Below are 21,453 nucleotides of genomic sequence, written 5' to 3' on the forward strand. Positions count from 1 at the left end.
CCGCCGGCCTGCTGTTCTCGCGTTCGACTCGCCAAGTAATCACCTCGACATTGCAGCCGCCGGGCACCGTCGGGGTCAGCACGGTCAGGTCGAGACTTGCTGGTCGGCTTTCCCCTACCTACCGGGCTCCTCAGCCACCGCCGACGCTCAATTCCCCAACACGTCGCGGATGTTGGCCCGTACGACGTCCTGGTCGCGGCGCACCGCCTCGTACGTGGCGCGGTGGCTCTCGATGTCGGCCGTCTGGCTCCGCGCCTCGCCGGCCCACCACACGCCGACCGTGTTGTGCTCGCGGGCGCACTCGATGTCGGCGACGGCGGTGTCCCGTTCCCGTTGCGTACGGCGGGTGTTGCCGTTGTCGTCCCGGTGCCACGCCTTGTCGCGGAAGGCGTCCTCGCGGCCCTCGTACCGTGTGAGGCCCCGGTCCTCGACGCAGCGCGCCCAGGTGCGCAGCGCCTCGCTCACGTCGGGGTCCTTCAGCGTCTTCGCGGCCAGCACCTGGGACCGTTTCGAGGTGTACGTCCACATGCGGGTGGCGTCCTCGACGCCTTCGGTGAGCCGGGCGGCGGCCTGCCCGGAGCAGCCGTTCTCCGGGACCTCGCGGCCGTTGACGGTGCGGTCGGTGGAGCCGCCTGCGTTGTAGAAAACCTGGTCTTCGGCGTCGGTCATCGCGCGGCCCTTCCCGAACCCGGCGCCGGCCGCGTCGACCGCACCGGCCATCTTCGGGTCCCAGCCGTAGCCCCAGCGCCGGGCCTCGCCGAGGTCGAGTTCGCCGAACGGGGTCGCCATCGCCACCGCGACCATGCTGTAGACGGTCTTGGGCAGGTCCGGCGAACCGGGGTCCAGGGGGAAGTCCGTGAAGCCGAAGCCCACCATGCAGCGCTGTGCGGCGCGGGCCTGGGCCCGGCTGTGCCGCTCGGTGTCGCTGTCACCGAACTCGTATCGGGCGACGGGCAGTTCGGGGATGTCCCGCTCGTTCACGACGTTCGGTACGCGGCTGCCGTCGGTGTACGCGGAGGTGTCGGGCGCGGCGGCGTCGGCGTCATCGGCGGAGCCGGCCGGGCCGGACGAGCAGCCGGCGAGGGCCGTGAGCGCCGCGAGCACGGCGGCCACTGCGGCGCGTGCGGCGGGCCTCACTCCCCCTGGTCCGTCGCCTCGTCGGCCTCGCCGGCCTCGGCCACCGCCGTGATCTCCACCAGTTGCCCCGGATAGCCGAGGCACGCGACGCCGAGCAGCGTGGAGGTGTGCGGCGCCGTGGTGAGACCCGAGGCGTGGACGACGTCCCAGGCCCGGCTCAGATCCGCCGGGTCCGACGACACGACGTACACGTCGGTGGATACCACCCGGTCGAGAGCGCTGCCGATGGCGCGCAGCGCGGTCTCCAGGTTGGCCAGGACCTGTTCGGTCTGCGCGGCGAAGTCGCCCGGTCCGACGAGTGTGCCGTCCTTGTCGAGCGGTACGGATCCCGCCATGAACGCCAGTCGGGTGTCGGTCTCGACCACCGCCGCGTGCGCGTAGCCGGGCGGCGGGAAGAGGCTGGGGACGGTCGTGCGGCGCACCATGAGGTCGCTCCTTGCCAGTCGTCGGTGGCGGTGAGGGGTGACCGCGTGGCGCGGTCACACCCGCGTGCCATTGTCGGCGCGGCGATCCGGTACGTCACGCGGGTTTCCGCCGCCCACGACGTCACCCGCGTCACCCACGGCGTCACCCACGACGTCACCCACGGGGTCGCTCACCGGCCCGGCGGCCCCGCCCCGTACCACCACCACCGCGACCAGCGCGACCGTGAGGCCGGCGGCCGTCTGCGGGCCGAAGGGTTCGCCGAACACGAGCGCGCCCCACACCGCCGTGACCGGTGCCATGAGGAACATCAGGGTGTTCACCCGCAGCACCCCGGAGCGGCGCAGGACCAGCCAGTAGAGGCCGTATCCGCCGAACGTCGCCAGACCCACCAGCCAGCCGACGGCCACCCAGAAGGACGCCTCGGCGGGCGGCACGGCGGCGCCCGCCACGGCGGCGAGGACGGTGAAGACGACGGCGCTCGTACCGCAGTGGATCGTCATCGCCACCGAGGGCGCGACCGCCCTGCGCGAGCGGCTTTCCAGGAACGTGGCGGCCACGAGCGACAGCATGCCGAGGAACGGCACCGCGTACGCCCACGGCGCGACGCCCTCCGCCGCCGCGGCGTCCGCCGACGTCACGACGAGCACTCCCGTCAGACCGAGGGACAGGCCCAGCCACTGGCGCCCGGAGACGTACTGCCGCAGCAGCGGTCCGGCCAGCGCGCCCGCGACGAGCGGCTGCGTCCCGTCGATCAGGGCCGTGGTGCCGCTGGAGACGCCGAGCTGGATCGCGTAGTAGACGGTGAGGAGGTAGCCGCTCTGCGACAGCGCGCCGATCACGGACTGGCGCAGCACGTCGCGCGCCGTCAGCCCGTGCCAGGCGGCGCGGGCGCGGGTGACGGCGACCGCCGCCAGGACCACCGCCAGGGGCAGGAAGCGCCACATCAGGATCGTGACTGCGTCGGCGCTGCCCGCCCCGAGTTTGGCGCCGATGAAGCCGGAGCTCCAGCAGACGACGAACGCGACGGCGAGGAGGACGTTCATGGCAGGACACCGCCCGTGGCCGGGGAGATGGGTATACCGATCTGTTTACTCATTCACCTCACTATACAGACCGGTATACTTCTCGCCATGAGTACCGGCAGCACCCGGAGACGGCCGGCCGCGCCCCGCCGGCCGCCCCATCGGATCGTCGTGACACCCGGCGCGCGCCGCGCCCTGGACGCCGCGTCGCGGCTCTTCTACGAACACGGCATCCACGCCGTCGGCGTCGACCGCATCGCAGCCGAGGCCGGGGTCACCAAGAAGACGCTTTACGACCGGTTCGGCTCGAAGGAGCAGATCGTCGTCGAGTATCTGGCCGGCCGCGACGAGCGCTGGCGCGCCTTCCTGGACGAGCGGCTGGCCGCCGCTCCCCCGTCACCCGCCGAGCAGGTCCTGGCGGTCTTCGCGGCCTCCCGCGACTGGGCGGCGGACAACGGCTCGCGGGGATGCGGCATGGTCAACGCCCATGCCGAGATCGACGATCCGGAGCATCCGGCGTACGCGGTCATCACCGGCCAGAAGGCGTGGATGCTGGAGCTGTTCACCTCCCTCGCCAGGGAGGTCACGGCGCCGGGCGAGGCCACCGGGTCCGACACGGCCGACCGCCTCGCCCGCACGCTCATGCTCCTGCACGAAGGCGCGCTCGTCGCCCACGGCCTGGACATCTTCCCGGACGCCATCGGGCACGCCCGCGAACAGGCACGCGCCGCGCTCGGGCCGTACTCGTGACCGGCGTACTCGTGACCGGCGTACTCGTGACCGGCGTACTCGTGACCGGCGCGCTCGTGACCGGCGCGCTCATGACCGGCGGCGCCACGCGCCGCGAACCCACCCCGGCAGCGTCCAGGCCCGGTCCCCCAGCAGCGCGAGCGAGGCCGGGAGCAGTACGCCCCGTACGACCGTCGCGTCGATGAGGATGGCCACCGCCATCCCCGTACCGAGCATCTTGTACTCGATCGCGGACAGCGTCGTGAAGATCGAGAAGACACCGACCATGATGACGGCCGCGCTGGTCACGACGCCCGCGCTGGCCGCGATGCCGCCGACGATCGCCGCGCGGGAGGCGTCAGGGGAGGCGTCAGGGGAGACGCCGCGTGAAGCATCCGGGGACGCGTCGGGGCCGGCCGCCGGACCGCTCCACCGCTCGCGGATCCGGCTGAGGATGAAGATGTGGTAGTCCATGCTCAGCCCGAAGAGAATGATGAACATGAACAGCGGCAGCCAACTCACCACTCCCCCATAGGCGTTGAAGTTGAGCAGCGACTCCAGCCGGCCGCCCTGGAAGACCGCGACGAGCACCCCGTACGCCGCCCCGATCGACAGCAGGTTCAGCGCGATCGACACCAGCGGCAGGGCGAGCGAGCGGAAGGCGACGACCAGCAGGACGAAGGCCAGGACAAGGACGAAGGCGAAGACCAGCGGCGTCCGCGCGTTGACCTGCCGGGTGAAGTCGTACGGCATGGCGGTCCGGCCCGCGACCGCGACCTCCGCCCCCCGCACCGCCCCCACCGTCGCGGGCACCGCCCGCTCCCGCAGGAATTCCAGCGCCCGCCCGGATTCCGGATCCGTGCCGTCCCCCGCCAGCGGCACCCGTACCACCAGCGCGTCGCCGACCGGCACCGTCGTGATCGGCTCGCGCAGCGCCCCGTCGCTCCGGGCGGCCTGCTCGTGCAGCGCGTCGGCCGCCGCCCGTGCCTCGGGGCCGTTGGCCGACACCACCACGCGGGCGGGCGTGGCCACACCGGGGAAAACCTGCTGCATCCGGGCGCCGGCGTCGGCCGCCGCCGAGACGCCGCGCGGCAGGCTCTGGATCTGGGTGGCGTCCTGGAGGTGCAGCCCGAGTGCCGGCAGGGCCATCACAGCGAGGAGGAGGGCCGCCGTACCGCCGGTGAGCAGCGGACGGCGAACGACCCTCTCCGCCACGGCCGTCCACACCCGCGAGCGGCCCGCCGCCGTACGCCGCCGCCCCAGCCACGGGATCCTCCCCAGATCGACGCGGTCACCCAGGGCGGCCACCAGCGCGGGCAGCGCCGTCACCGACCCGAGCACCGCCAGCCCGACCACCAGGACGGTCCCGAGCGTGAGCCCCTTGAACACGTCGACTCCCGTGAACAGCAGGCCGGTCATGCACACCATCACGGTCAGACCGGACACCACGACCGCGTGCCCCGAGGTGCGCGAGGCGATCCGCAGCGCCTCCTGGACCGAACGCCCGGCCGCGCGCTCCTCGCGGATACGGCGCAGATAGAACAGCGAGTAGTCGATGCCCACCGCCATGCCGATGAGCAAAACGATCGCGGAGGAGGCGCTGTTGAACGGCACCCACCGGCCGAGCGTGTCCACCAGCCCGAACGTGGCGGCCACGGCGGTCGCCGACAGCAGCAGCGGGATCCCGGCGGCGATCAGCGAGCCGAAGACGACGAGCAGGATGACGACGGTGAGCGGCAGCGAGGTGGTCTCGGCGCGCTTCATGTCGCCCTTGATGCCCTCGTCGACCGCCGAGGCGAGGCTGGAGTCACCGGCCTGGTCGACGCGCGCCTCGGGGTGCTCCCGCGTCACCTTCTCGACAGCGGCGAAGGCGGCCCGCTTGTGGGCGTCGAACTCGGCGTCGGGACCGGCGAGTTCGAAGGTCACGAGGTCGGCCGTGCCGTCCTCGGAGACCCAGCGCTCGCCGTGTGCGCCGAGCGGGGACCCGACGTCCGTCACGGCGTCGGGCAGCGTGCGCAGGGCCGCCGCCAGGTCCTTGGTGGCGGCGCGCCGGGTGGCGGGGTCCGCGCCCACCCCGGCCCGGATCATCACGTTCTCGCGTATGGAGTCCCCGGCGTCCTGCGCGACGATCATCCGCTGGCCGCGGCCCGCCTCACCGGGGTCGGTGGATCTGACCTGCGCACCGGGGAACAGCGAGGAGGACATGACGGCGACCACGACCAGCAGCAACCAGGCGGCGATGGCCGCCGTACGGTGTCTGGCGGACCAGCCGGCGACGGACTCGACCAGTCCGGCGCGTGGGCGTTCTGACTTGATTCGGCGCAGCACTAGCTGCTCTCCTTCACTCGGAGGGTCGTTCCTGTGGAGCTCGCCGTTACGGCGAGGTGGAGCGTCCTTCTGTGCCCGGGTCGTCGAGTTGCCGCTCGGCGGCCCGGGGTTCTCGTGCGTGTGCCCGGCCCGGCTACTCGACGTCCTTGAGGATCCGTTCCAGCGATCCGGTGCGGGTCTGGACGTCGGTGAGCCGCCGGCCGAGGTCGGCGAGCTGCTCCTCCATACGCCGCTGGCCCTCCACCGCCTGGGCGGCGAGCTGGCGGTACTCGTTCTCGCCGGCCCTGATCTCCCTGGCCCGGCGGCCCGCGGTGAAGTGCCACAGGGTGAGCGTCACCACGATCAGCAGGACCGCGAACAGCCCTATCGCTCCGATGACTTCCTGCCAATCCTGTTCGTCTTCCATCAGGTGGCCCCCTTCTCTTCTCTCTCGTCCTTGTGGTTGCTCAGCGTCTGTACGGCGGTGACGATGTCCTGCGGCGTCAGAACCACCGCAAACGCGTTCACCTCGTAGAACTTCATGGCCTTTCCGTCCTCCGACAGCTCCAGCCGCGAGGTCACCAGGCCGGCGGCTTCGAGCTTCTTGAGATGGACCTGGAGCAGCGCCCTGCTGATGTCCAGCTCCCTGGCCAGTTGGCTGACGTAGTTGCGTCCCCCGGTGAGTGCCGCGACGACGCGCAGCCGGTGGGGGTTGGACAGCGTCGCCAGTACGCGCACCAGTTCGTCGCCCGTGGGCACGGGTGGGCTCATCGCGACCTCCTACGCATGCAAAGAAAAATTAGCAGGTGCCTACGCGGATTACTAACCCCAAAGTCGACGGGCGGACGAAGGTTGGACGAAGAGGGCGGAAGAAGAGGGCGGAAGAAGCGCGCTCAGGCGGCGGGGGCGTGCAGCAGCGGGCTCTTGTTGCGCAGCAGCCACTGGCGGTACACGACGGCCTGCAACGCCGCCTCGCGGTAGGCCGCCTCCAGGTCCGCGTACACCTCGGCGCCGCCGGGGCCGTCACCGGGGCCGTCGCCGGGGCCGTCGCCGCCCGTGTCCACGCCCGCGCCCGTACTCGTACCCGCGACGCACGCGCCCTCGTACGCCCCCGGCCGCGAGAACAGCAGCAGCCGCACCCCCAACGGGTCGTCCCGCAGCGGCCGTACGACCATGTCCTCGCGCGGGACCGAGGTGGGCTGGCAGGGCGCTATCGCCTCGCCCCCCGCGATCAGCGACGCGGCGGTGAGGTAATCCCCGTGCAGGACCGACGGGTTGAGCCCGGCCGCGCCCAGCACCCGCCGCAGACCGTCCCACTCGCCGTCCACGGTCGGGTCGATCATCCAGCGGTCGCCCGCCAGATCGGCCAGTTCGACGACCGGCCGGCCGGCCGCCGGATGGTCCCGGGCCAGCGAGATGAACTGTGGCTCCCGCTCGACCAGTACGCGCCGGTCGAGCCCCGGCGGCACCCGCAGCGGACAGCCCTCCACCTCGTGCACGAACGCCACGTCGAGCCCGCCCGCGGCGACATGTCGCAGCAGCGCGTTCGCCGAGACGTCCATCTGGAGTGAGATGTCCGTGCCCGGCAGCCGCTCGCGCAGCCTGCGCAGCCAGCCCGCCAGGGCGCGGCTCGCCGTCGAACCGATCCGCAGCCGGGGCCCGGCCGACCGGTCGGCCGCGGCGCGCGCCTCGCTGACCAGTACGGCCATCCCGGCGACCAGCGGACGCGCCCGGCTGAGCACGGAGTGGCCGAGCAACGTGGGGCGGCAGCCGGTGCGTTCACGGGAGAACAGCTCGGCGCCGAGCGAGTTCTCGATCCGCCGCAGCTGCGTCGTCAGGGACGGCTGGCTCATGCCGAGCTGCCTGGCCGCTTTGTGCAGGCTTCCCGCGTCGGCAATGGCGCACAGCGCGCGCAGATGCCTGACCTCCAGCTCCATGTACCGCAGAGTAGGGCCGCCCTCCGCGTCACGCCAGGGACCCAAAGCACAGTAATTGGCGGGCATACGCGGGAAATTGGACGAGCCGGCACCGGGGGATGCTCCCGTGCTATCGCCCTTCGGCATCATCCGCCGCGGCGGTGTGCGGTACGACACTCTCCCTACCGAACCCGTTCCTCGGACGAGTAGGAGCCCCCCACATGAGATACCCCAAGACAGCACTTTCCGCGATCGCCGGAATCTCTCTCGCCTTCGCGACCGCCCTCACCGCCACCCCGGCCGCCGCCGCTGACCCCACCAGCGCCGCGCCCACCACCACCTCGTACGCCGCGTACGAGGGTTCGCCGCAAGACGCCGCCGCGACCAAGGCGTTCTACGAGGCCGTCATGAAGTCGGTGGCCGAGAAGCGTGCCGCCAACCCCGGCGCCCTCGCGGTCACCGTCGTCTACGACGCCTCCGGCGCCCCGTCGTTCGCCGGCCAGATAGCCAGCAGCACGCAGATCTGGAACAGCGCCGTCGCCAACGTCAAACTCCAGCAGGGCGGCAACGCAGACTTCACCTACCACGAGGGCAACGACCCGCGTGGCTCGTACGCGAGCACCGACGGGCACGGCCGCGGCTACATCTTCCTGGACTACGCGCAGAACCAGGTGTACGACTCCACGCGCGTGACCGCCCACGAGACCGGGCACGTGCTCGGTCTGCCGGACAACTACTCGGCCCCGTGCAGCAAGTTGATGTCGGGTGGCGGCCCCGGCCCGTCCTGCACCAACTCGCAGCCGGACCAGGCCGAGCGCAACCAGGTCAACAGCCTCTGGGCGAACGGCTTCACGGCCGCTCTGGCCAAGGCCTCTTGATCCACCGCTGATCCGTCGCGATCCGCCGCCGGTAGGCCACTGGTACGCCGCCGGTACGCCGCCGGTCGGCGGATCGCGAACCCCCCACCGGATCAGGCACCGATCGGGCGTGCCGGTACTCGCTGGAACGAGTACCGGCACGCCCGGAGCGCGTTCGGCGCCCGTGAACTTCCGTCAGGTCAGGGTCAGATCAGATCCAGCCCGGTCAGGTCAGGTCAGGTCAGGTCAGGTCAGAAGCCGTATCTCAACCGAACGTGATCCCTTGATTTCTGCTGTTGAGGCATGATTTCGCTCAGGTTGAGGGAGGCATGCGGCGTCTTGTGTCCGCTTCGACGACGACCGAGGCGGAGGAGGTGGCGGCGCTATCGTTCGCGCCGGTGCCGGGCTCGACGGTGTCGCCCTGGCGGGAAGGGCTGCCGGTGACGGTTCTGGCGCCGGACTATCAACGGATTCTGGGCGTGCTGGAACAGCGGCGATCCACGGTCACGGGCCGCTTCGAGCCAAGGAAATCGCGGTGGAGCTCGGCCGTGGAACAACGCCGGCGAAGGTCGAGGGGTTGCGGTCGAAAGCCCGGCGCCTGGCGGAGCGCGGGTGGCTCCTCCTGGAGGCGCCGGGGCATTCAGTGCCGGCCGGCGGTCCGTGGCCGTGAGTGCAAGGACTGCCCAGGGGCCAGGTACGAGCACAAGCACACGGGGCGTCAGGGAATCACGGGGCTGAAGGCGGCGACCACGCCCACTGCCACCAGGCCCAAGGCGACAGCCAGTTTCAGGACCGTTACTGGCACTGCCAGCAGTAGCGAAATGCTCGCAGCCATCCGCTTCGAGTTCCTGGGGTCGTAGGTCACCTCAAGCCTTCCCGTGTTGAGCGCACTCTTGAAGGTGCGTTTATTGCCCTCTCCGTCGATGAATCGGTACTCCGATCTCCCATGCAGTTTGTGCGCGGAGACCGCCTCGACCGTCACGCCTCTCCGTCGCAGCACGACCTTGTCGCACAGGTGCTTCACTGACATGAAAGTGCCTACCGAGCCCAGGGTGAGGGGGAAGAGGCCGACGACCGCACCGATGATGAGCACGGGTGAATGCGCGACGCCGAGATATACCAGGTATCCGCAGTACGCGACCGCGCCACAGAGGACCGCAGATGGTACGCGCCAGTCGGTGAACAGTGGCGGCGCTTCGGGCGCGCGCAACCTCTTGGTTCGGACAAGTCCGCTTCCGCGCGGATCGCCTTCCACCGGAAGGCTGGCGTTGACGGCAGCCGCGAACGCTGTTGCGGAGGTGGCGTTGTTCGCCCGGAGTTCGTGAGTCATGCCGTCGGTGAGGACGATCTCGACCGTACGCTCGCGACGTCCGCCTACTCGTGTCTCCTGAATGACTTCAAACGGAATGGTGGTGCGCACCTGGTCGCGGTCGACGATGACGGCTGACTTCTTCAGGGTGGCGGTGACCCCGCGGCCGCGGACGATCTGGGAGGAGGACATGACTGAAACGACTCCCGGCGCAAGCCCACGGTTGCATGCAAGGGGCCATGAGATCTGCTCGCCCACCTGGCGTGCGCGGCTCGGGCCCGACCGCAACGCGACCTCGTCGAACCGACCCGCCGCTGGCGACCGGCATGAACGGCGCACTCACTCGTCCAGGGACTCGGTGCGGTAGCGGACAGGCCGGTCCCGAACTTTGGCCCAGCAGTCCGTGCGAGCGTCTGCCTTTCCCATCCCGGGTGTTTTGGGCGTGATGTAATTCCTTCGCATGGTTCCGCTGCCCCACAGAGAATCTGAGTGGCTGGTCCAGGAAGCGTCGGGGATGTTCAGCGTCGGCCGTGAGCCAGTGGTCGGGCCAGGCAGCGCGAATGCATCAGCCATGAGAACGTGCGCTCCACCACCCACCTGCGGGGCAGCACTACGAAGCCTTCCATGATGTCTTGGCGCTTGACGACCTCCAGGGCGAGGCCGAGTTTCTGACCGCACCGGCGGACAAGGGCGCCGGCGTAACCGCCCTCAGCCCAGACCAGGGTGATTTCCCGGTGCGGCGTGCGCAGCCGTCTCGGCAGGGGCACGGCCGCGTCCCGGTCGCCCACGTTCGCGGCCGACACCGCGACGGCCAGCAGCAGGCCGTTCGTGTCGGTCACGATGTACCGTTTGTGGCCCGGTACCTTCTTCCCGCCGTCTTACCCGCTCGAGGGAGCCGGCACCGAGGCGGACGCCCGCACCGACTACGCGTCGATGATCCCGGCCGAAGGCTCCGCATGCCGACCCTCGCGCTCACGGACCCGTCCACGCGGCCGGTCGTGGAACTCCGCGACCAGCCCGTGCTCCCGCCACGGGCGGAAGAAGGCATAGACCCTGCCCCAGGCAGGGAAGTCCCCGGGCATCGCACGCCAGGACATCCCGCCCGCGACCAGGTAACGGATCGCATCCAGCATCGAGCGGTGACAGTAACCCTCGGGCTGCCCGCCCCTGCCTTCCAGCCAGGCCGGCACCGGCAACAGCGGGCGCACCGCCGCCCACTCCGCGTCCGTCTTATCCGACGGGTACCGGCGCACCCGATCAGGATGATCAGCCGCGTTCCCGTACACGTGCGCGAGACAATCACACGATCGGGCAGCCGAGTTGAACGATGCGGGCGTGAGCGCGTAGAGCTGCGACAACAGCGCCTCCTGGAAGCTCGGTTCGGTTCGCACCTCCGAGCCACCAAGGGGCCCTGCCTTCATGCGCCTACCGCCGGGAAGATCACCCCGGCGGAAGCCCGTTCGACTCGCACGTTCCATGACCGGTTGAGATACGGCTTCTCAGGACAGGGCTGGTCAGGCCGTCTGGGACATCCGCACCATCGACACCAGTTCCTCCTCCGACATCCCCAACTCCCTCGCCTCGGCGACCAGTTCGCGTACCCGCTCCAGCAGCTTGGCCCGTCCGGGCGAGACCGGCCCCGGCACGACCACGGCGCCCCGGCCCCTGCGGAGCTCGATCAGGCCCTCCCCGCGCAGCCGCTGGTAACCGCGCAGCACCGTATGGACATTGACGCCGAGCGAGTCGGCGAGGGCCCGTGCCGCCGGGAGGCGGTCGCCGGGGTTCACCGTGCCGTCGGCGATGGCGCCGCGCACCGACCCCGCGATCTGGTCGCCGAGAGGCACCGAGGACGCCGGGTCCACCCGGAAGAGCACGTCAGCTCCTCCTCCGCCGGTCGACGAGCGTGTTGAGCAGCGCGGCGGCCGTCGCCGAGTCGCCCACCGTGACGGCGAACTCCCGGCCGTTGGTCCGGCGCACCACGATCGCCTCCCCCGAGCACAGCACGAACCCGGTGCGCTTGTGGCGGATCCGGTAGCCCCACCCGCCGAAGTCGGCCACCGCGTTGATCCGGCGGCTGCTCGCCGCCTCGATGACGTCCAGCGGCACCCGTACCCGCGGCCAGGACAGCGCGCCCATGCGGACGGTGAGTCCGTGCCGGTCGACCGACACGTGCGCGGAGGCGAAGACCAGGAGCAGCAGGCCGATGAGGAACACCCCAGGACCGTGCCGCCAGCCGACGACGACCGCGATGAACACCCCGGCGACGAGCGTCATCAGGCCCGTCGCGAGCAGTCTGCCCGACCCGGTGCGCCGGGACCAGCCGGCCAGTTCGCCGTCCGCGAGGTCGATCCTGGCCGTGCCGTCGTCCCCGGCGGGTTCGCCCCCCGCTTCGGGTACGAAGCGGGTGAGCAGCAGCCCCACGCCGGCGGCCACCAGGCCGACGGCCGCCGCGACGCCGAGCCGCCACGGCGGGAAGCGGGCGGCGGAGCTGTCGGTCGCGTCGAGGTTGGCGAAGAGCGTCGCGGTGAGCGCGTATCCTAGCAGCCCGGACAGCGCCCAGCCGCCCGCCGTGAGCCACCGCGGCCCGCGTGCGCCGAGGGGGCTGCCGAGCGCCGACCCGGCCCACAGCGCGCCGACTCCGGCGAAGAGCAGGACGGTGCCGACGAGGGCCGCGGTGCGGGACGTGGGTGCGCGGTCGGCGTCGCCGGACAGGTCGAAGTGGGTGGCGAGCGAGTCGGGCAGCCGGTCCCCGAGAACGACAAGAACGGCCGGCTGGACGGCGAGCGCCAGCAGGAACGGCGCGACGGTGACGGTCGCGAGGCGCAGACGAGCCTGGTTCATAAACCCCCCTTGTTCGCATACTACTAGAACAAGAAATGAGGCATAAGGCAACCGCCCCGGCAGGCGTCACTCACCTGCCGGGGCGGTTCGTACCTCCCTGAAGAGGTCAGGCGTTCACCAGGATCCGGCCCCCGAATTCCGTGTCGTCGGGCAGCTGCCGCTTGATCCGGTCGAGGGCGTCACGGAAACCTCCCCCGACGATGCCCGACTCGTAGGCCGCTCCGCCGCAGCGCAGCGTGAGACTCAGCTCCGCGCGCCCCGAGGGTGTGCCCGACGGGCGCTCCCCGAGCGTCAGCAGGCAGCTGAGCGTGGCCTGTTGGACCGTGCCTCCCGCACTGACGGGCATGGGTATGTCCCACTCCAGCACGCAGGAGGACAACACCCCGCCCGCCTCCGTGGGTTCGAGCACGGAGAAATCGACTCCCTCGTAAGCAACTCCCCTGATGTGGGTGCGGACTTGCCGCCCGTCCGCGCTGATCGCGATGGGTTCCGCACCGCGGCGGTCCCGGTACCAGCCCGCCCATGACTCCGTCGACTCCGCTGTCATGGCGCGGACTGTAGCGGTACGGGCCGCTCCGCCGCCGCGTGGGTCACCGCTTGCGGCTGTACGTCCTGACGACGACTCCGTTGCCGAAGGCGCGGCTGGACTCCAGCTCGAAGTCGGTATGGGCGTACTCCGTGCCGAACATGGGCAATTCCGGAGCCGAGGACGAGCGGGTACGACTTGATGACGAGCTCGTCCACCTCGTCGATCAGCTGGGCGGCGAGATTCGCACGGCCGCAGAGGTAGATCCCGAGACCGTCCTCCCGCTTCAACTCCCTGATCCTGGCGGCGACATCCCCGGCCACGATCTCCACCGCCGGGTCGGCGCTCGTGAGCGTCCGCGAGGCCACGAGCTGGCGCATGTGCGCGTACGGGCTGGTGATGCCGATTTCCAGGGCCAGGTCATAACCGCGTCGGCCTTGGATGATCGTGTCGAACCGCTCGTTCTCCAGGTGGTCGATGCCCAGCGGCTGACGGCCGGGCGCCGGCAGCGCCTCCGGATACTCGTCCTTGAAAGAGCTGAAGAACTCCTCGTCGACGTAGCGGGTGAAGAAGTCCGCGTAACCATCCGGGGCGCCGATGAAACCGTCGATCGACGCGGCGATGAAGTAGCTGAGCTTGCGCAGACCGGTTCCTCTTTCGCAATGGGCGACAGAACACGCCACGGCCCACGCCCGGAGCTGGTCCGGGGCCTGCGGTCATGACCACTCCACCCATAGAGCTTCACCCGTAGTGGTTGCGCAACCTCTATTCCTCCCGGCACCTCGTGGACCGCGCGTGTCCTCAATCGCCGGGCGGGCCGCATGTGCGGCCCGTCCGGCGGGCTCAAGCCCGTCCGGCGATTGAGGACAAAGCGCGGCAGCCCGTCCGGCGATTGAGGACAACCCGACCACCGGCCGGCACCGAACAAGCCCACCGGCCGGCCCCGGGTCACTCCCACCCCCGCCACGGACCTACCGCGTCCGACGCGTCACATACTCGGACAGCGCCAACAAATCACCCGCCGCCGCCAGATCCGGTACGGCACCGGACAGTTGATGGACCGCCCGCGACATCCGGTCCGCCGCCTGCGCCTGTGCCCAGTCGCGCCCGCCGGCCCGCTCGACCGCCGACGCCGCCCGCGCGACGGCGGCCTCGTCCATCGGCCGCCGGTAGAGATCCGCCAGCTCATCGGCGGCGGGGTGCCCCGAGACCAGCGCGGCGACGACCGGCAGCGACTTCTTGTGGGCGACCAGATCCGCACCCGCCGGCTTGCCCGTACGGTCGGGGTCGCCCCAGATCCCGATGAGATCGTCGATGAGCTGGAAGGCCAGCCCCGCCTCCCGCCCGAACGCGTCGAGCGCCGCCACCTCCTCGTCGCCCGCGTCCGCGTAGAGCGCCCCGAGAGCGCACGAAGCGCCCAGCAGCGCACCGGTCTTGGCCATCGCCATCGTCAGACACTCGTCCAGCGAGACATCGCTGGGCCCGCGCAGCTCCAGCGCGCAGTCCGTCTGCTGTCCGGCGCACAGCTCGATGACGCAGTTGGTGAGCCGCACGGCCGCCGGGGACGAGGCCGGATGACGGTCCTCGGCCAGCAGCCGCAGCGCCAGCGCCTGGAGGGCGTCGCCGGCGATGATCGCGTCGGTGGTGCCGAAGACCGTCCAGGCCGTGGGCCGGTGCCGGCGGGTCGGGTCCTCGTCAATGACGTCGTCGTGCAGCAGGGTGAAGTTGTGTGCCAGCTCCACGGCGACCGCGGCCGGGACGGCGCGGTGCGGCTCCCCGCCGAGCGCCCGCGTCGCCGCGAGGACGAGAGCGGGTCTGATGGCCTTGCCCGCGCCACCCGCCGAGGGCGAGCCGTCGGCCCGCCGCCAGCCGAAGTGGTACCTCGCGACGCGGCGTACGGCCGGGGGCAACGACTCGACGGCCGTGCGCAGTTCGGGCTGGACGACGCTACGCGAGCGCTCCAGGAGCGCCACGGCCTCATGGCCATCGGTGGCGGCATCCGTGCTGATCATGGTCACGGTCACTTCCTCTGGGCGAACGGGGGGAACCGGGGAGCGAACCGGCGGGTGGGGCAGGCACCGCCCGTACGGACGGACCGCCCGTACGGACAGACCGCCCGTACGGACAGACCGCCCGTACGGACAGACCGCCCGTACGGACAGACCGCCCGTACGAACGGACATGCCGGCCCCACCCGCCCGCGTCACCTCACCCCCAGCGGCTCACTTCCACGTTCTCCAGGACACCGAGGGCGTCCGGCACCAGGATCGCCGCCGAGTAGTAGGCGGTGACCAGGTACGAGATGATCGCCTGCTCGTCGATGCCCATGAACCGGACCGACATGCTGGGCTCGATCTCGTCCGGGATACCGCTCTGCTGGAGTCCGACGACTCCCTGCTCCGCCTCGCCCGTACGCATACAGATGATCGAGGTCGTCCGGGCGTCCGAGATCGGGATCTTGTTGCAGGGGAAGATCGGCACACCGCGCCAGGCCGGCACATGGTGGCCCGCGACATCCACCGTGGCCGGATTGAGTCCCCGCTTGTTGCACTCGCGCCCGAAGGCGGCGATGGCCCGCGGGTGCGCCAGGAACATCTTCGAGCCGCGCCGGCGCGACAGCAGCTCGTCCATGTCGTCCGGGGTGGGCGCGCCCTCGTGCGGCTGGAGCCGCTGGCCGTAGTCGGCGTTGTGCAGCAGGCCGAACTCGCGGTTGTTCACCAGCTCGTGCTCCTGGCGCTCGCGCAGCGCCTCGACCGTGAGCCGCAACTGCTGCTCGGTCTGATTCATCGGCTGGTTGTAGAGGTCGGCGACCCTGCTGTGGACCTTCAGCACGGTCTGCGCGACGCTCAACTCGTACTCCCGCGGCGCCCCTTCGTAGTCCACGAACGTATGGGGCAGCACCGCCTCGCCGACATGGCCGGCGGACAGCTCGATCGCCGCCTCGCCGTACTTGTTGGTCCGCTGCTCCGGGATGGCCGCGAGCGCGTCCAGATGCCCGCGCAGCGAGGCCGCGCGCTCCGCGAGGTTCAGCACGTCCTGCCGGGTCAGCGCCAGCACCGTGCACGCCGTCGCCGCGCGTGCCGTGTACTGCCAGGTGGCGTCGGCGTCCACCAGCGCCTGGTCCCCGAAGTACGCCCCGTCTGCGAGGACTTCGAGCACCGTCTCGTCCCCGTAGGGCCCCTCGCCGACCTTCTCCACCTTGCCGTGCGCCAGCAGGTACACCCGGTCCGCCGGGCCGCCGGAGGCGGCCACGATCTGGCCCGCGGTGAACTCGTGCTGCTCGCAGCGGTTCGCCAGCTCGGCCAGTACCTCCTCGTCCTCGAAGTCACGGAACGCCGGCAGCTCACCCAGCTCCGCCGGGATGACCGACACCCGGTCGCCCGTCTGTACGAACGTCACCCGTCCGTCGCCCACCGCGTACGTGAGCCGACGGTTCACCCGGTACGTACCACCCTGCACCTGCACCCAGGGCAGCATCCGCAGCAGCCACCGCGAGGTGATCTCCTGCATCTGTGGCGCCGACTTCGTGGTGGTCGCCAGGTTCCGCGCGGCGGCCGTCCCCAGGCTCTGCTGAGCAGGGGGCTCCACCGTACGGACCTCGTCACCAACCGACATGAGTCTCCCTCTCGATCATGGGCTGACCTGCGTGAAAGAGCTTTGCATCACGGGCAGTTGGCGCACCATCACACAAATGAGTGGGACTGGATCGGTGTGGTCGGGGCACATTCACCGCTTCTGTCATCCACGGCTCACACACGGCCGAAAGTGACCGGATCGACTCGTACAGCGTGCGAATCGATGGTCCACTCCCCCGCGTTCGGGTAAGAGCCAGCGGTACGAGAGGTTCCACATCCACCGGCAAGGAGGCAGCCATGGCCACACCCATGTCTGCGAGCAGCTTCATCCGCGCGCTGAAGAACGAGGGGCTGACGGTTGTCGAGGTCGGCGACTGGCGCACGCACAACCGCAACCACGTGGGGCCCTGGGGACCCGTGCACGGCGTGATGATGCACCACACGGTCACCAAGGGCACCGCGGACAGCGTCCGTATCTGCCGTGACGGCTACGCGGGGCTGCCGGGGCCGCTGTGCCACGGCGTCATCGCCAAGGACGGCAGAGTCCATCTGGTCGGCTACGGCCGCGCCAACCACGCGGGCAGCGGCGACGACGACGTCCTGCGCGCCGTGATCGCCGAGAAGGCCCTGCCGCCGGACAACGAGGCCAACACGGACGGGAACAGGCACTTCTACGGCTTCGAGTGCGTGAACCTGGGCGACGGCAAGGACCCGTGGCCCGCCGTCCAGGTGGAGGCCATGGAGGCCGCGGCGGCGGCCGTCTGCCGTGTCCACGGCTGGAACGCGCCCTCGGTCATCGGCCACATCGAATGGCAGCCCGGCAAGAGCGACCCTCGCGGCGTCTCCATGGGCGGTCTGCGCCGCCGCGTCAAGGAACGGCTCACGTAGCCGGCCCGACCGGCCGACTGGCCCGATCCGGCGGGACAATGGACAGGTGCCCCCGGAAGCGCTCGACCTCGCCGCCCTGCGGCCACGGCTGCCGTCACCCCTGCGGACCGCCGAGGACGAGCGCTTCACCCGCCGCGGTGTACGGCTGCTGCTCAAGCGGGACGATCTGATCCATCCCAGCCTGCCCAGGTACAAGCCGACTGGTGTAAGTCGGTCTGACCTGGGCCTGAGAAACATGGACAGACCGGCTCACCCTGACCGAGGGTGGTCGTATGGGCACGGTCACAGATCCTGCCAAGTTGTGTGATCTGTATCTTCGTCGCAGCTCGTTGCAGGATGACAAGACGACATTGCAAGCACATGAAAGTGATCTTCGGGAGCGCGCAGCACGTGAGGGCCTGACGGTCCGCAAGATCTGGAAAGAGGAGCTTTCCGCCTTCAAGGCGGGAGTCAAGCGCGAGGAGTTCGACAGCGTGATCTCGGCCGTGTTGGCCGGGGTGGTGCGTCACGTTCTGGTCTGGAAGCTCGACAGGCTGAGCCGTCGAGGCATGGGACAGGTCGGCCAAGTCCTTGATCAGTTCGAGTCCATGGGCGCGCGCCTGCTGGCTCACATGGACGGCCTTGACAGCAGCATTCCGCAGCATCGAGGGCTCTTCGCGTGGCTGGCTGAGCAGGCGCGTTCGGAGTCGTACAACACGTCCACTCGCACGCGCCGGACAAAGGCGGAGAAGAAGATCACAGGCGCTTGGCCGGGCGGGCAGCCCCCCTACGGACTGCGCGTACGCAAGGCCAAGACGTCCACGGAGCACCACCCGAAGGAGTACGAACCCGCCCGCCGGGTCGCTGATGGACTGCTCGCGAACAAGTCGGCCGGAACGATCGCCGACGAACTCAACGCGGACGGGTTGACCACCCGACGGGGCGGGCAGTGGCGGTCATCGACGATCACTCAGCTTGCACACTCCCCCGCCTGGGCTGGGCTGATGCCTGTTCACGAGCGATATACGGACGCAAAGGGGCGGGAGCGTTGGCGGGCTACGGACGAGCCGTTGATGGGTCCCGATGGTGCACCTGTCCGGGTCGGAATGGGCGTGATCACGGTGGGTGAGCGTGCTCGCATTCTGGCTGGACTGCGGTCACGCACGTCCGAGGGACTGGCGACCGGTCGGCGCGGTAAGCCTGCTGCTCAGTCGCTCCTCTCGGGCCTTCTGAAGTGTGGACGGTGTGGCGGCGGAATGACCAAAGGCGGACCGCAGTACAGGTGCTACAGGCGCGTCAATATGGGCAAGTCTGCGTGCCTGGGGATGACGGTTTCGGTGGAGGAAATTGACAGCATTCTCGGGGCGGCGTTCATGAACCGAGTCACCTCGTTCACGGATTCGCATGAACTGTTCCAGGAACTCGCGCGCCGCTGGCTCTCCTACAAAGATCCGGAAGCCGACGCCAGTCGGACAGAACTCACACTGGCACTGGACAATGCCCAATCTCGCCTAGACGGGTTGGACGACGCCTTTTACGTCCAGGGTCGATTCCAGGGACCGAAGGGACAACATCGGTACGAACAAATGCGTGGCGCCATCGCGGGCCAAATCCAATCTGTGCGGAACGAATTGACAGAGATTGGAGCCTCCACAGATCTGATGATCTTGCGCGACTGGGAACTCCTCAATACGGCGTGGCAGGAAGCTGACTTGATGCAAGCCCGCTCGCTGTTGCGTGTGGTGCTGCACTCCGTGCGGCTACTGCCTCCCGAGGGTCCTGGAAAGCGGTGCTCCTGGTACAAGCTCTACGCGCGCTGCTGCTTTCATTGGGTGGGGGAAAGGCCGCAGCCTCTCAAGATGGACTGGAACCGTCTTGACGGCGTGACCAGGTATCTGCCCGAAGTCATGGAACAGGCAGCTTAGGCACGCGGCCGACGCCGTGAGGCTTTGGGCGGGAGCTGCCAAGGGGCGAGAGAACAGGGGGCCTTACGCTCGTTCCGCGAATCGGGCGGGCTCCTGCCCTGCCCGCGTTGTCGACCGATTGGCCCCCTGTTCTTCGAGGCTCGCCCCTTGGTGGCTGCCTAAAGCCTCACGGCGCCTGCCGCCCCCAGCCCCTCAAAGCCCACGACGGGTACGCATCGTCACGAGAGGGAGCGACAGGCGGTGTCAGGTCTGCCGACCACGGCTCATGGAAGCCGGTCCAGCTGGCGGTGGGCGCCCGGACGGGACCGGCCGAAGGCCGCATGCCCGGACAGGGGGCCAGACCGCCGGACGGCGCCGTAGGCGCCCTTGAGTAAGTAAAGAAGAATTGGACCGACTCACCCGGCCCACCGCTCCAGCCCTCGAAGAAGTCGAGGAGACCACCGCAGATGGGGTGCTCCGGAGGCTGAACGCGGCTCGCGCTCACGTTGGCTGACCGCTACGCGGAGGGCGCACGGTTGAAGCGGAACAAGGCCCGTCGGGATGTATCTGCGGTCTCGTACGACAGCGCCCAAGGCCCGCTGTCCACGGTGAACGACTTGTCGAAACCTACCCACTTGCCAGCCATGCCGCGCCCTGTGGGCTCAACGATGAGCTGGAGCGCACCGTGATAGACGGCGCCCTTGTACCGCCCTTCTGCCGCTGTGCGCTCGGTCCACGTGCCAGTGAGCGCGAAGCCGTCTCTGGTGAGATCCAGGAAGATCGGCGAGTCGTTAGATCCTGGCAGGCTCTCGCCGTGAAGGCGGTTGCCAATCTGCCTCATGATCACATAGTGATGCCGGGTGATCTCCCCCTTGCCCGTACTGATGTACGTGTACTGGCTGTGCCAGACGCCGGAGAGGGAGTCTTCACTCTTGCCGGGCTCATCGCCGCTGAGCGTATGCACGGACACACCGAGCGCTTGAGCAATCGCTGACAACCAGTCACGTGGCGTTCTGATGCCCTTCTCATACCTGTAGATCTCTTGCCGTCCCAGAGCCTCGGGGCCTACGCCTGCGGCTCTGCACGTCTCCGTCGCAAGCCGCGCCTGACTCCAGCCAAGCTCGATCCGCCTGGCCCGAATCCGATCACCAACAGTCATACCCGCAATTGTGGCCTACACCTGGCCTACATGTGGCCGCTGCCCAGGGTTTCCTCGCTTCGGAAGCATGACCAAACGCAGTACCCCCGCAACCGTGCGACCGGTCCGGGGGCGTGGTCAACGCTCACCGAAGGAGCATCAACATGGGAAACCTTAGCCGGACAGCACGGGCGGAAACCGTGCTGGGCAAGAGGGCCAGGAGCGAGATCGCCAAGGCGCTGACGCGGAAGGACGACTTCCAGAAGCAGGGACTACCCGTGATGGCTCAGGGCGCCTTGGATGCCCGGATCACGGTTGTGGTGAAGATGAGCGTGGGCGGCTTTCTGGAGTACGCGGCGACCGAGGCCCACGGCCGGTACATGGCTCACCTTGAGGTCTGCGGGTGCCGTGCGGTCGGGATCACCTGCAAGCGCGGTGACGAGCTGGCCAACGAGTGGCGGACGGCTCGCGACCTGGCGGGGGTGGACGCATGAGTTCCCCCGAGATGGGACCGGCAGAGGAGTACGCCCTCCGGTCCATCGTGATGCGGTCGGCCCGCGATCTCGAAACCCACCAGATGAAGTGTGTCCCGTGCCGGACGCCGGGCGTGATCTGTGGCACGGGCACCAATATCGCGGCGACCAACGCGGATGCCAAGCGCGCCTTGGGGATCGAATGAGTGTTTTCGAGGATCTCGAAACCCAAGAAGAGAAGGCGTGGAACGCATACCTCAACCACAGCGGGAAGTGCACCGACTGCGCGACTTTCTACGCGCACTGCGGCATTGCCACCCGACTGATTGAAGTCGTTCGCAAACTCCGAGATGAGATCGGATGGGGTCCTCGATGATCGAACGCACCGTTGGGCGAATCGCCTGGTCGCTGGCAATGCTCGTTGCC

At 69.4% G+C, this 21,453-nt stretch carries 21 protein-coding genes and 3 pseudogenes; 7 read left to right on the top strand and 17 right to left on the bottom strand.

Going from position 1 to position 21,453, the window contains the following annotated elements; all coding sequences use genetic code 11:
- Positions 1-147 precede the first annotated feature (147 nt).
- Genes OG700_RS11480 through OG700_RS11490 form a run of 3 tightly spaced genes read right to left on the bottom strand, consistent with a single transcriptional unit; the run spans position 148 to position 2,606 of the window.
- Positions 148-1,137, bottom strand: coding sequence for a hypothetical protein (locus tag OG700_RS11480; RefSeq protein WP_405612458.1), 990 nt, complete (start codon positions 1,135-1,137; stop codon positions 148-150).
- Positions 1,134-1,562 carry a RidA family protein gene (locus tag OG700_RS11485; protein WP_405612460.1) on the bottom strand — a complete coding sequence of 143 codons (429 nt, stop codon included), beginning with the start codon at positions 1,560-1,562 and terminating at the stop codon, positions 1,134-1,136. The genes OG700_RS11480 and OG700_RS11485 overlap by 4 nt, the downstream gene beginning before the upstream one ends.
- A gap of 54 nt (positions 1,563-1,616) precedes the next feature.
- The gene (locus tag OG700_RS11490; protein WP_405612462.1) at positions 1,617-2,606 is read right to left on the bottom strand and encodes a DMT family transporter; all 990 of its coding nucleotides are present in this window, start codon (positions 2,604-2,606) and stop codon (positions 1,617-1,619) included.
- Between the two features lie 87 nt (positions 2,607-2,693).
- Between OG700_RS11490 and OG700_RS11495 the strand changes: the two genes are divergently transcribed.
- Positions 2,694-3,335, top strand: a complete 642-nt coding sequence (locus OG700_RS11495) for a TetR/AcrR family transcriptional regulator (RefSeq protein ID WP_405612464.1) — start codon at positions 2,694-2,696, stop codon at positions 3,333-3,335.
- A gap of 69 nt (positions 3,336-3,404) precedes the next feature.
- Here OG700_RS11495 and OG700_RS11500 read toward each other — a convergent pair whose 3' ends face one another.
- The 4 genes from OG700_RS11500 to OG700_RS11515 all read right to left on the bottom strand — a co-directional run bounded on the left by OG700_RS11500 (position 3,405) and on the right by OG700_RS11515 (position 7,558).
- Positions 3,405-5,642 carry an MMPL family transporter gene (locus OG700_RS11500; protein ID WP_405612466.1) on the bottom strand — a complete coding sequence of 746 codons (2,238 nt, stop codon included), beginning with the start codon at positions 5,640-5,642 and terminating at the stop codon, positions 3,405-3,407.
- A gap of 133 nt (positions 5,643-5,775) precedes the next feature.
- Positions 5,776-6,048, bottom strand: a complete 273-nt coding sequence (locus OG700_RS11505) for a hypothetical protein (RefSeq protein WP_405612468.1) — start codon at positions 6,046-6,048, stop codon at positions 5,776-5,778.
- On the bottom strand, positions 6,048-6,392 hold the full coding sequence (locus OG700_RS11510) for an ArsR/SmtB family transcription factor (protein ID WP_405612470.1): 345 nt from the start codon (positions 6,390-6,392) through the stop codon (positions 6,048-6,050). Before OG700_RS11510 ends, OG700_RS11505 begins: the two co-directional genes overlap by 1 nt.
- 122 nt (positions 6,393-6,514) lie before the next feature.
- On the bottom strand, positions 6,515-7,558 hold the full coding sequence (locus OG700_RS11515; RefSeq protein ID WP_405612472.1) for a LysR family transcriptional regulator: 1,044 nt from the start codon (positions 7,556-7,558) through the stop codon (positions 6,515-6,517).
- A gap of 200 nt (positions 7,559-7,758) precedes the next feature.
- Between OG700_RS11515 and snpA the strand changes: the two genes are divergently transcribed.
- Complete coding sequence (gene snpA / locus OG700_RS11520; RefSeq protein ID WP_405612474.1) at positions 7,759-8,415, top strand: snapalysin; 657 nt, start codon at positions 7,759-7,761, stop codon at positions 8,413-8,415.
- 697 nt (positions 8,416-9,112) lie between these two features.
- Here snpA and OG700_RS11525 read toward each other — a convergent pair.
- From OG700_RS11525 to OG700_RS11565, 9 genes and pseudogenes are all read right to left on the bottom strand, one after another.
- On the bottom strand, positions 9,113-9,895 hold the full coding sequence (locus tag OG700_RS11525) for a hypothetical protein (RefSeq protein WP_405612476.1): 783 nt from the start codon (positions 9,893-9,895) through the stop codon (positions 9,113-9,115).
- Between the two features lie 326 nt (positions 9,896-10,221).
- Positions 10,222-10,569, bottom strand: a pseudogene (locus tag OG700_RS11530) (transposase); the annotation flags it as partial.
- 57 nt (positions 10,570-10,626) lie between these two features.
- Positions 10,627-11,061, bottom strand: a complete 435-nt coding sequence (locus tag OG700_RS11535; protein ID WP_405612478.1) for a transposase — start codon at positions 11,059-11,061, stop codon at positions 10,627-10,629.
- Between the two features lie 156 nt (positions 11,062-11,217).
- Complete coding sequence (locus OG700_RS11540; protein WP_405612480.1) at positions 11,218-11,577, bottom strand: GntR family transcriptional regulator; 360 nt, start codon at positions 11,575-11,577, stop codon at positions 11,218-11,220.
- A 1-nt stretch (position 11,578) separates the two neighbouring features.
- Complete coding sequence (locus OG700_RS11545; RefSeq protein WP_405612482.1) at positions 11,579-12,544, bottom strand: DUF1648 domain-containing protein; 966 nt, start codon at positions 12,542-12,544, stop codon at positions 11,579-11,581.
- Positions 12,545-12,650: 106 nt separating this feature from the next.
- On the bottom strand, positions 12,651-13,091 hold the full coding sequence (locus OG700_RS11550) for a DUF6304 family protein (RefSeq protein ID WP_405612484.1): 441 nt from the start codon (positions 13,089-13,091) through the stop codon (positions 12,651-12,653).
- Positions 13,092-13,134: 43 nt separating this feature from the next.
- Positions 13,135-13,714 (bottom strand): annotated as a pseudogene (locus OG700_RS11555) (dihydrofolate reductase family protein).
- 327 nt (positions 13,715-14,041) lie between these two features.
- A complete protein-coding gene (locus OG700_RS11560; protein WP_405621603.1) occupies positions 14,042-15,082 on the bottom strand; it encodes a family 2 encapsulin nanocompartment cargo protein polyprenyl transferase in 1,041 nt (346 codons plus the stop codon).
- 196 nt (positions 15,083-15,278) lie between these two features.
- On the bottom strand, positions 15,279-16,685 hold the full coding sequence (locus OG700_RS11565; protein ID WP_405612486.1) for a family 2B encapsulin nanocompartment shell protein: 1,407 nt from the start codon (positions 16,683-16,685) through the stop codon (positions 15,279-15,281).
- Positions 16,686-16,954: 269 nt separating this feature from the next.
- On the opposite strand from OG700_RS11565, the gene OG700_RS11570 reads away from it, so the two are divergent.
- The 3 genes and pseudogenes from OG700_RS11570 to OG700_RS11580 all read left to right on the top strand — a co-directional run bounded on the left by OG700_RS11570 (position 16,955) and on the right by OG700_RS11580 (position 19,437).
- Entirely contained in the window at positions 16,955-17,533 is a 579-nt protein-coding gene (locus OG700_RS11570) for an N-acetylmuramoyl-L-alanine amidase (RefSeq protein WP_405621606.1), read from the top strand.
- 46 nt (positions 17,534-17,579) lie between these two features.
- A pseudogene (locus OG700_RS11575) lies at positions 17,580-17,729 on the top strand (1-aminocyclopropane-1-carboxylate deaminase); the annotation flags it as partial.
- A gap of 76 nt (positions 17,730-17,805) precedes the next feature.
- Positions 17,806-19,437 (top strand): recombinase family protein, encoded by a 1,632-nt coding sequence (locus tag OG700_RS11580; protein WP_405612488.1) that lies wholly within the window; start codon positions 17,806-17,808, stop codon positions 19,435-19,437.
- A gap of 496 nt (positions 19,438-19,933) precedes the next feature.
- On the opposite strand, the gene OG700_RS11585 is transcribed toward OG700_RS11580, so the two are convergent.
- A complete protein-coding gene (locus tag OG700_RS11585) occupies positions 19,934-20,575 on the bottom strand; it encodes a helix-turn-helix domain-containing protein (RefSeq protein WP_405612490.1) in 642 nt (213 codons plus the stop codon).
- Between the two features lie 143 nt (positions 20,576-20,718).
- On the opposite strand from OG700_RS11585, the gene OG700_RS11590 reads away from it, so the two are divergent.
- Complete coding sequence (locus tag OG700_RS11590; RefSeq protein WP_405612492.1) at positions 20,719-21,048, top strand: hypothetical protein; 330 nt, start codon at positions 20,719-20,721, stop codon at positions 21,046-21,048.
- Entirely contained in the window at positions 21,045-21,233 is a 189-nt protein-coding gene (locus OG700_RS11595) for a hypothetical protein (protein WP_405612494.1), read from the top strand. The genes OG700_RS11590 and OG700_RS11595 overlap by 4 nt, the downstream gene beginning before the upstream one ends.
- Positions 21,234-21,453: the final 220 nt, after the last annotated feature.

Source organism: Streptomyces sp. NBC_01508, assembly GCF_045040315.1.
GTDB lineage: Bacteria > Actinomycetota > Actinomycetes > Streptomycetales > Streptomycetaceae > Streptomyces.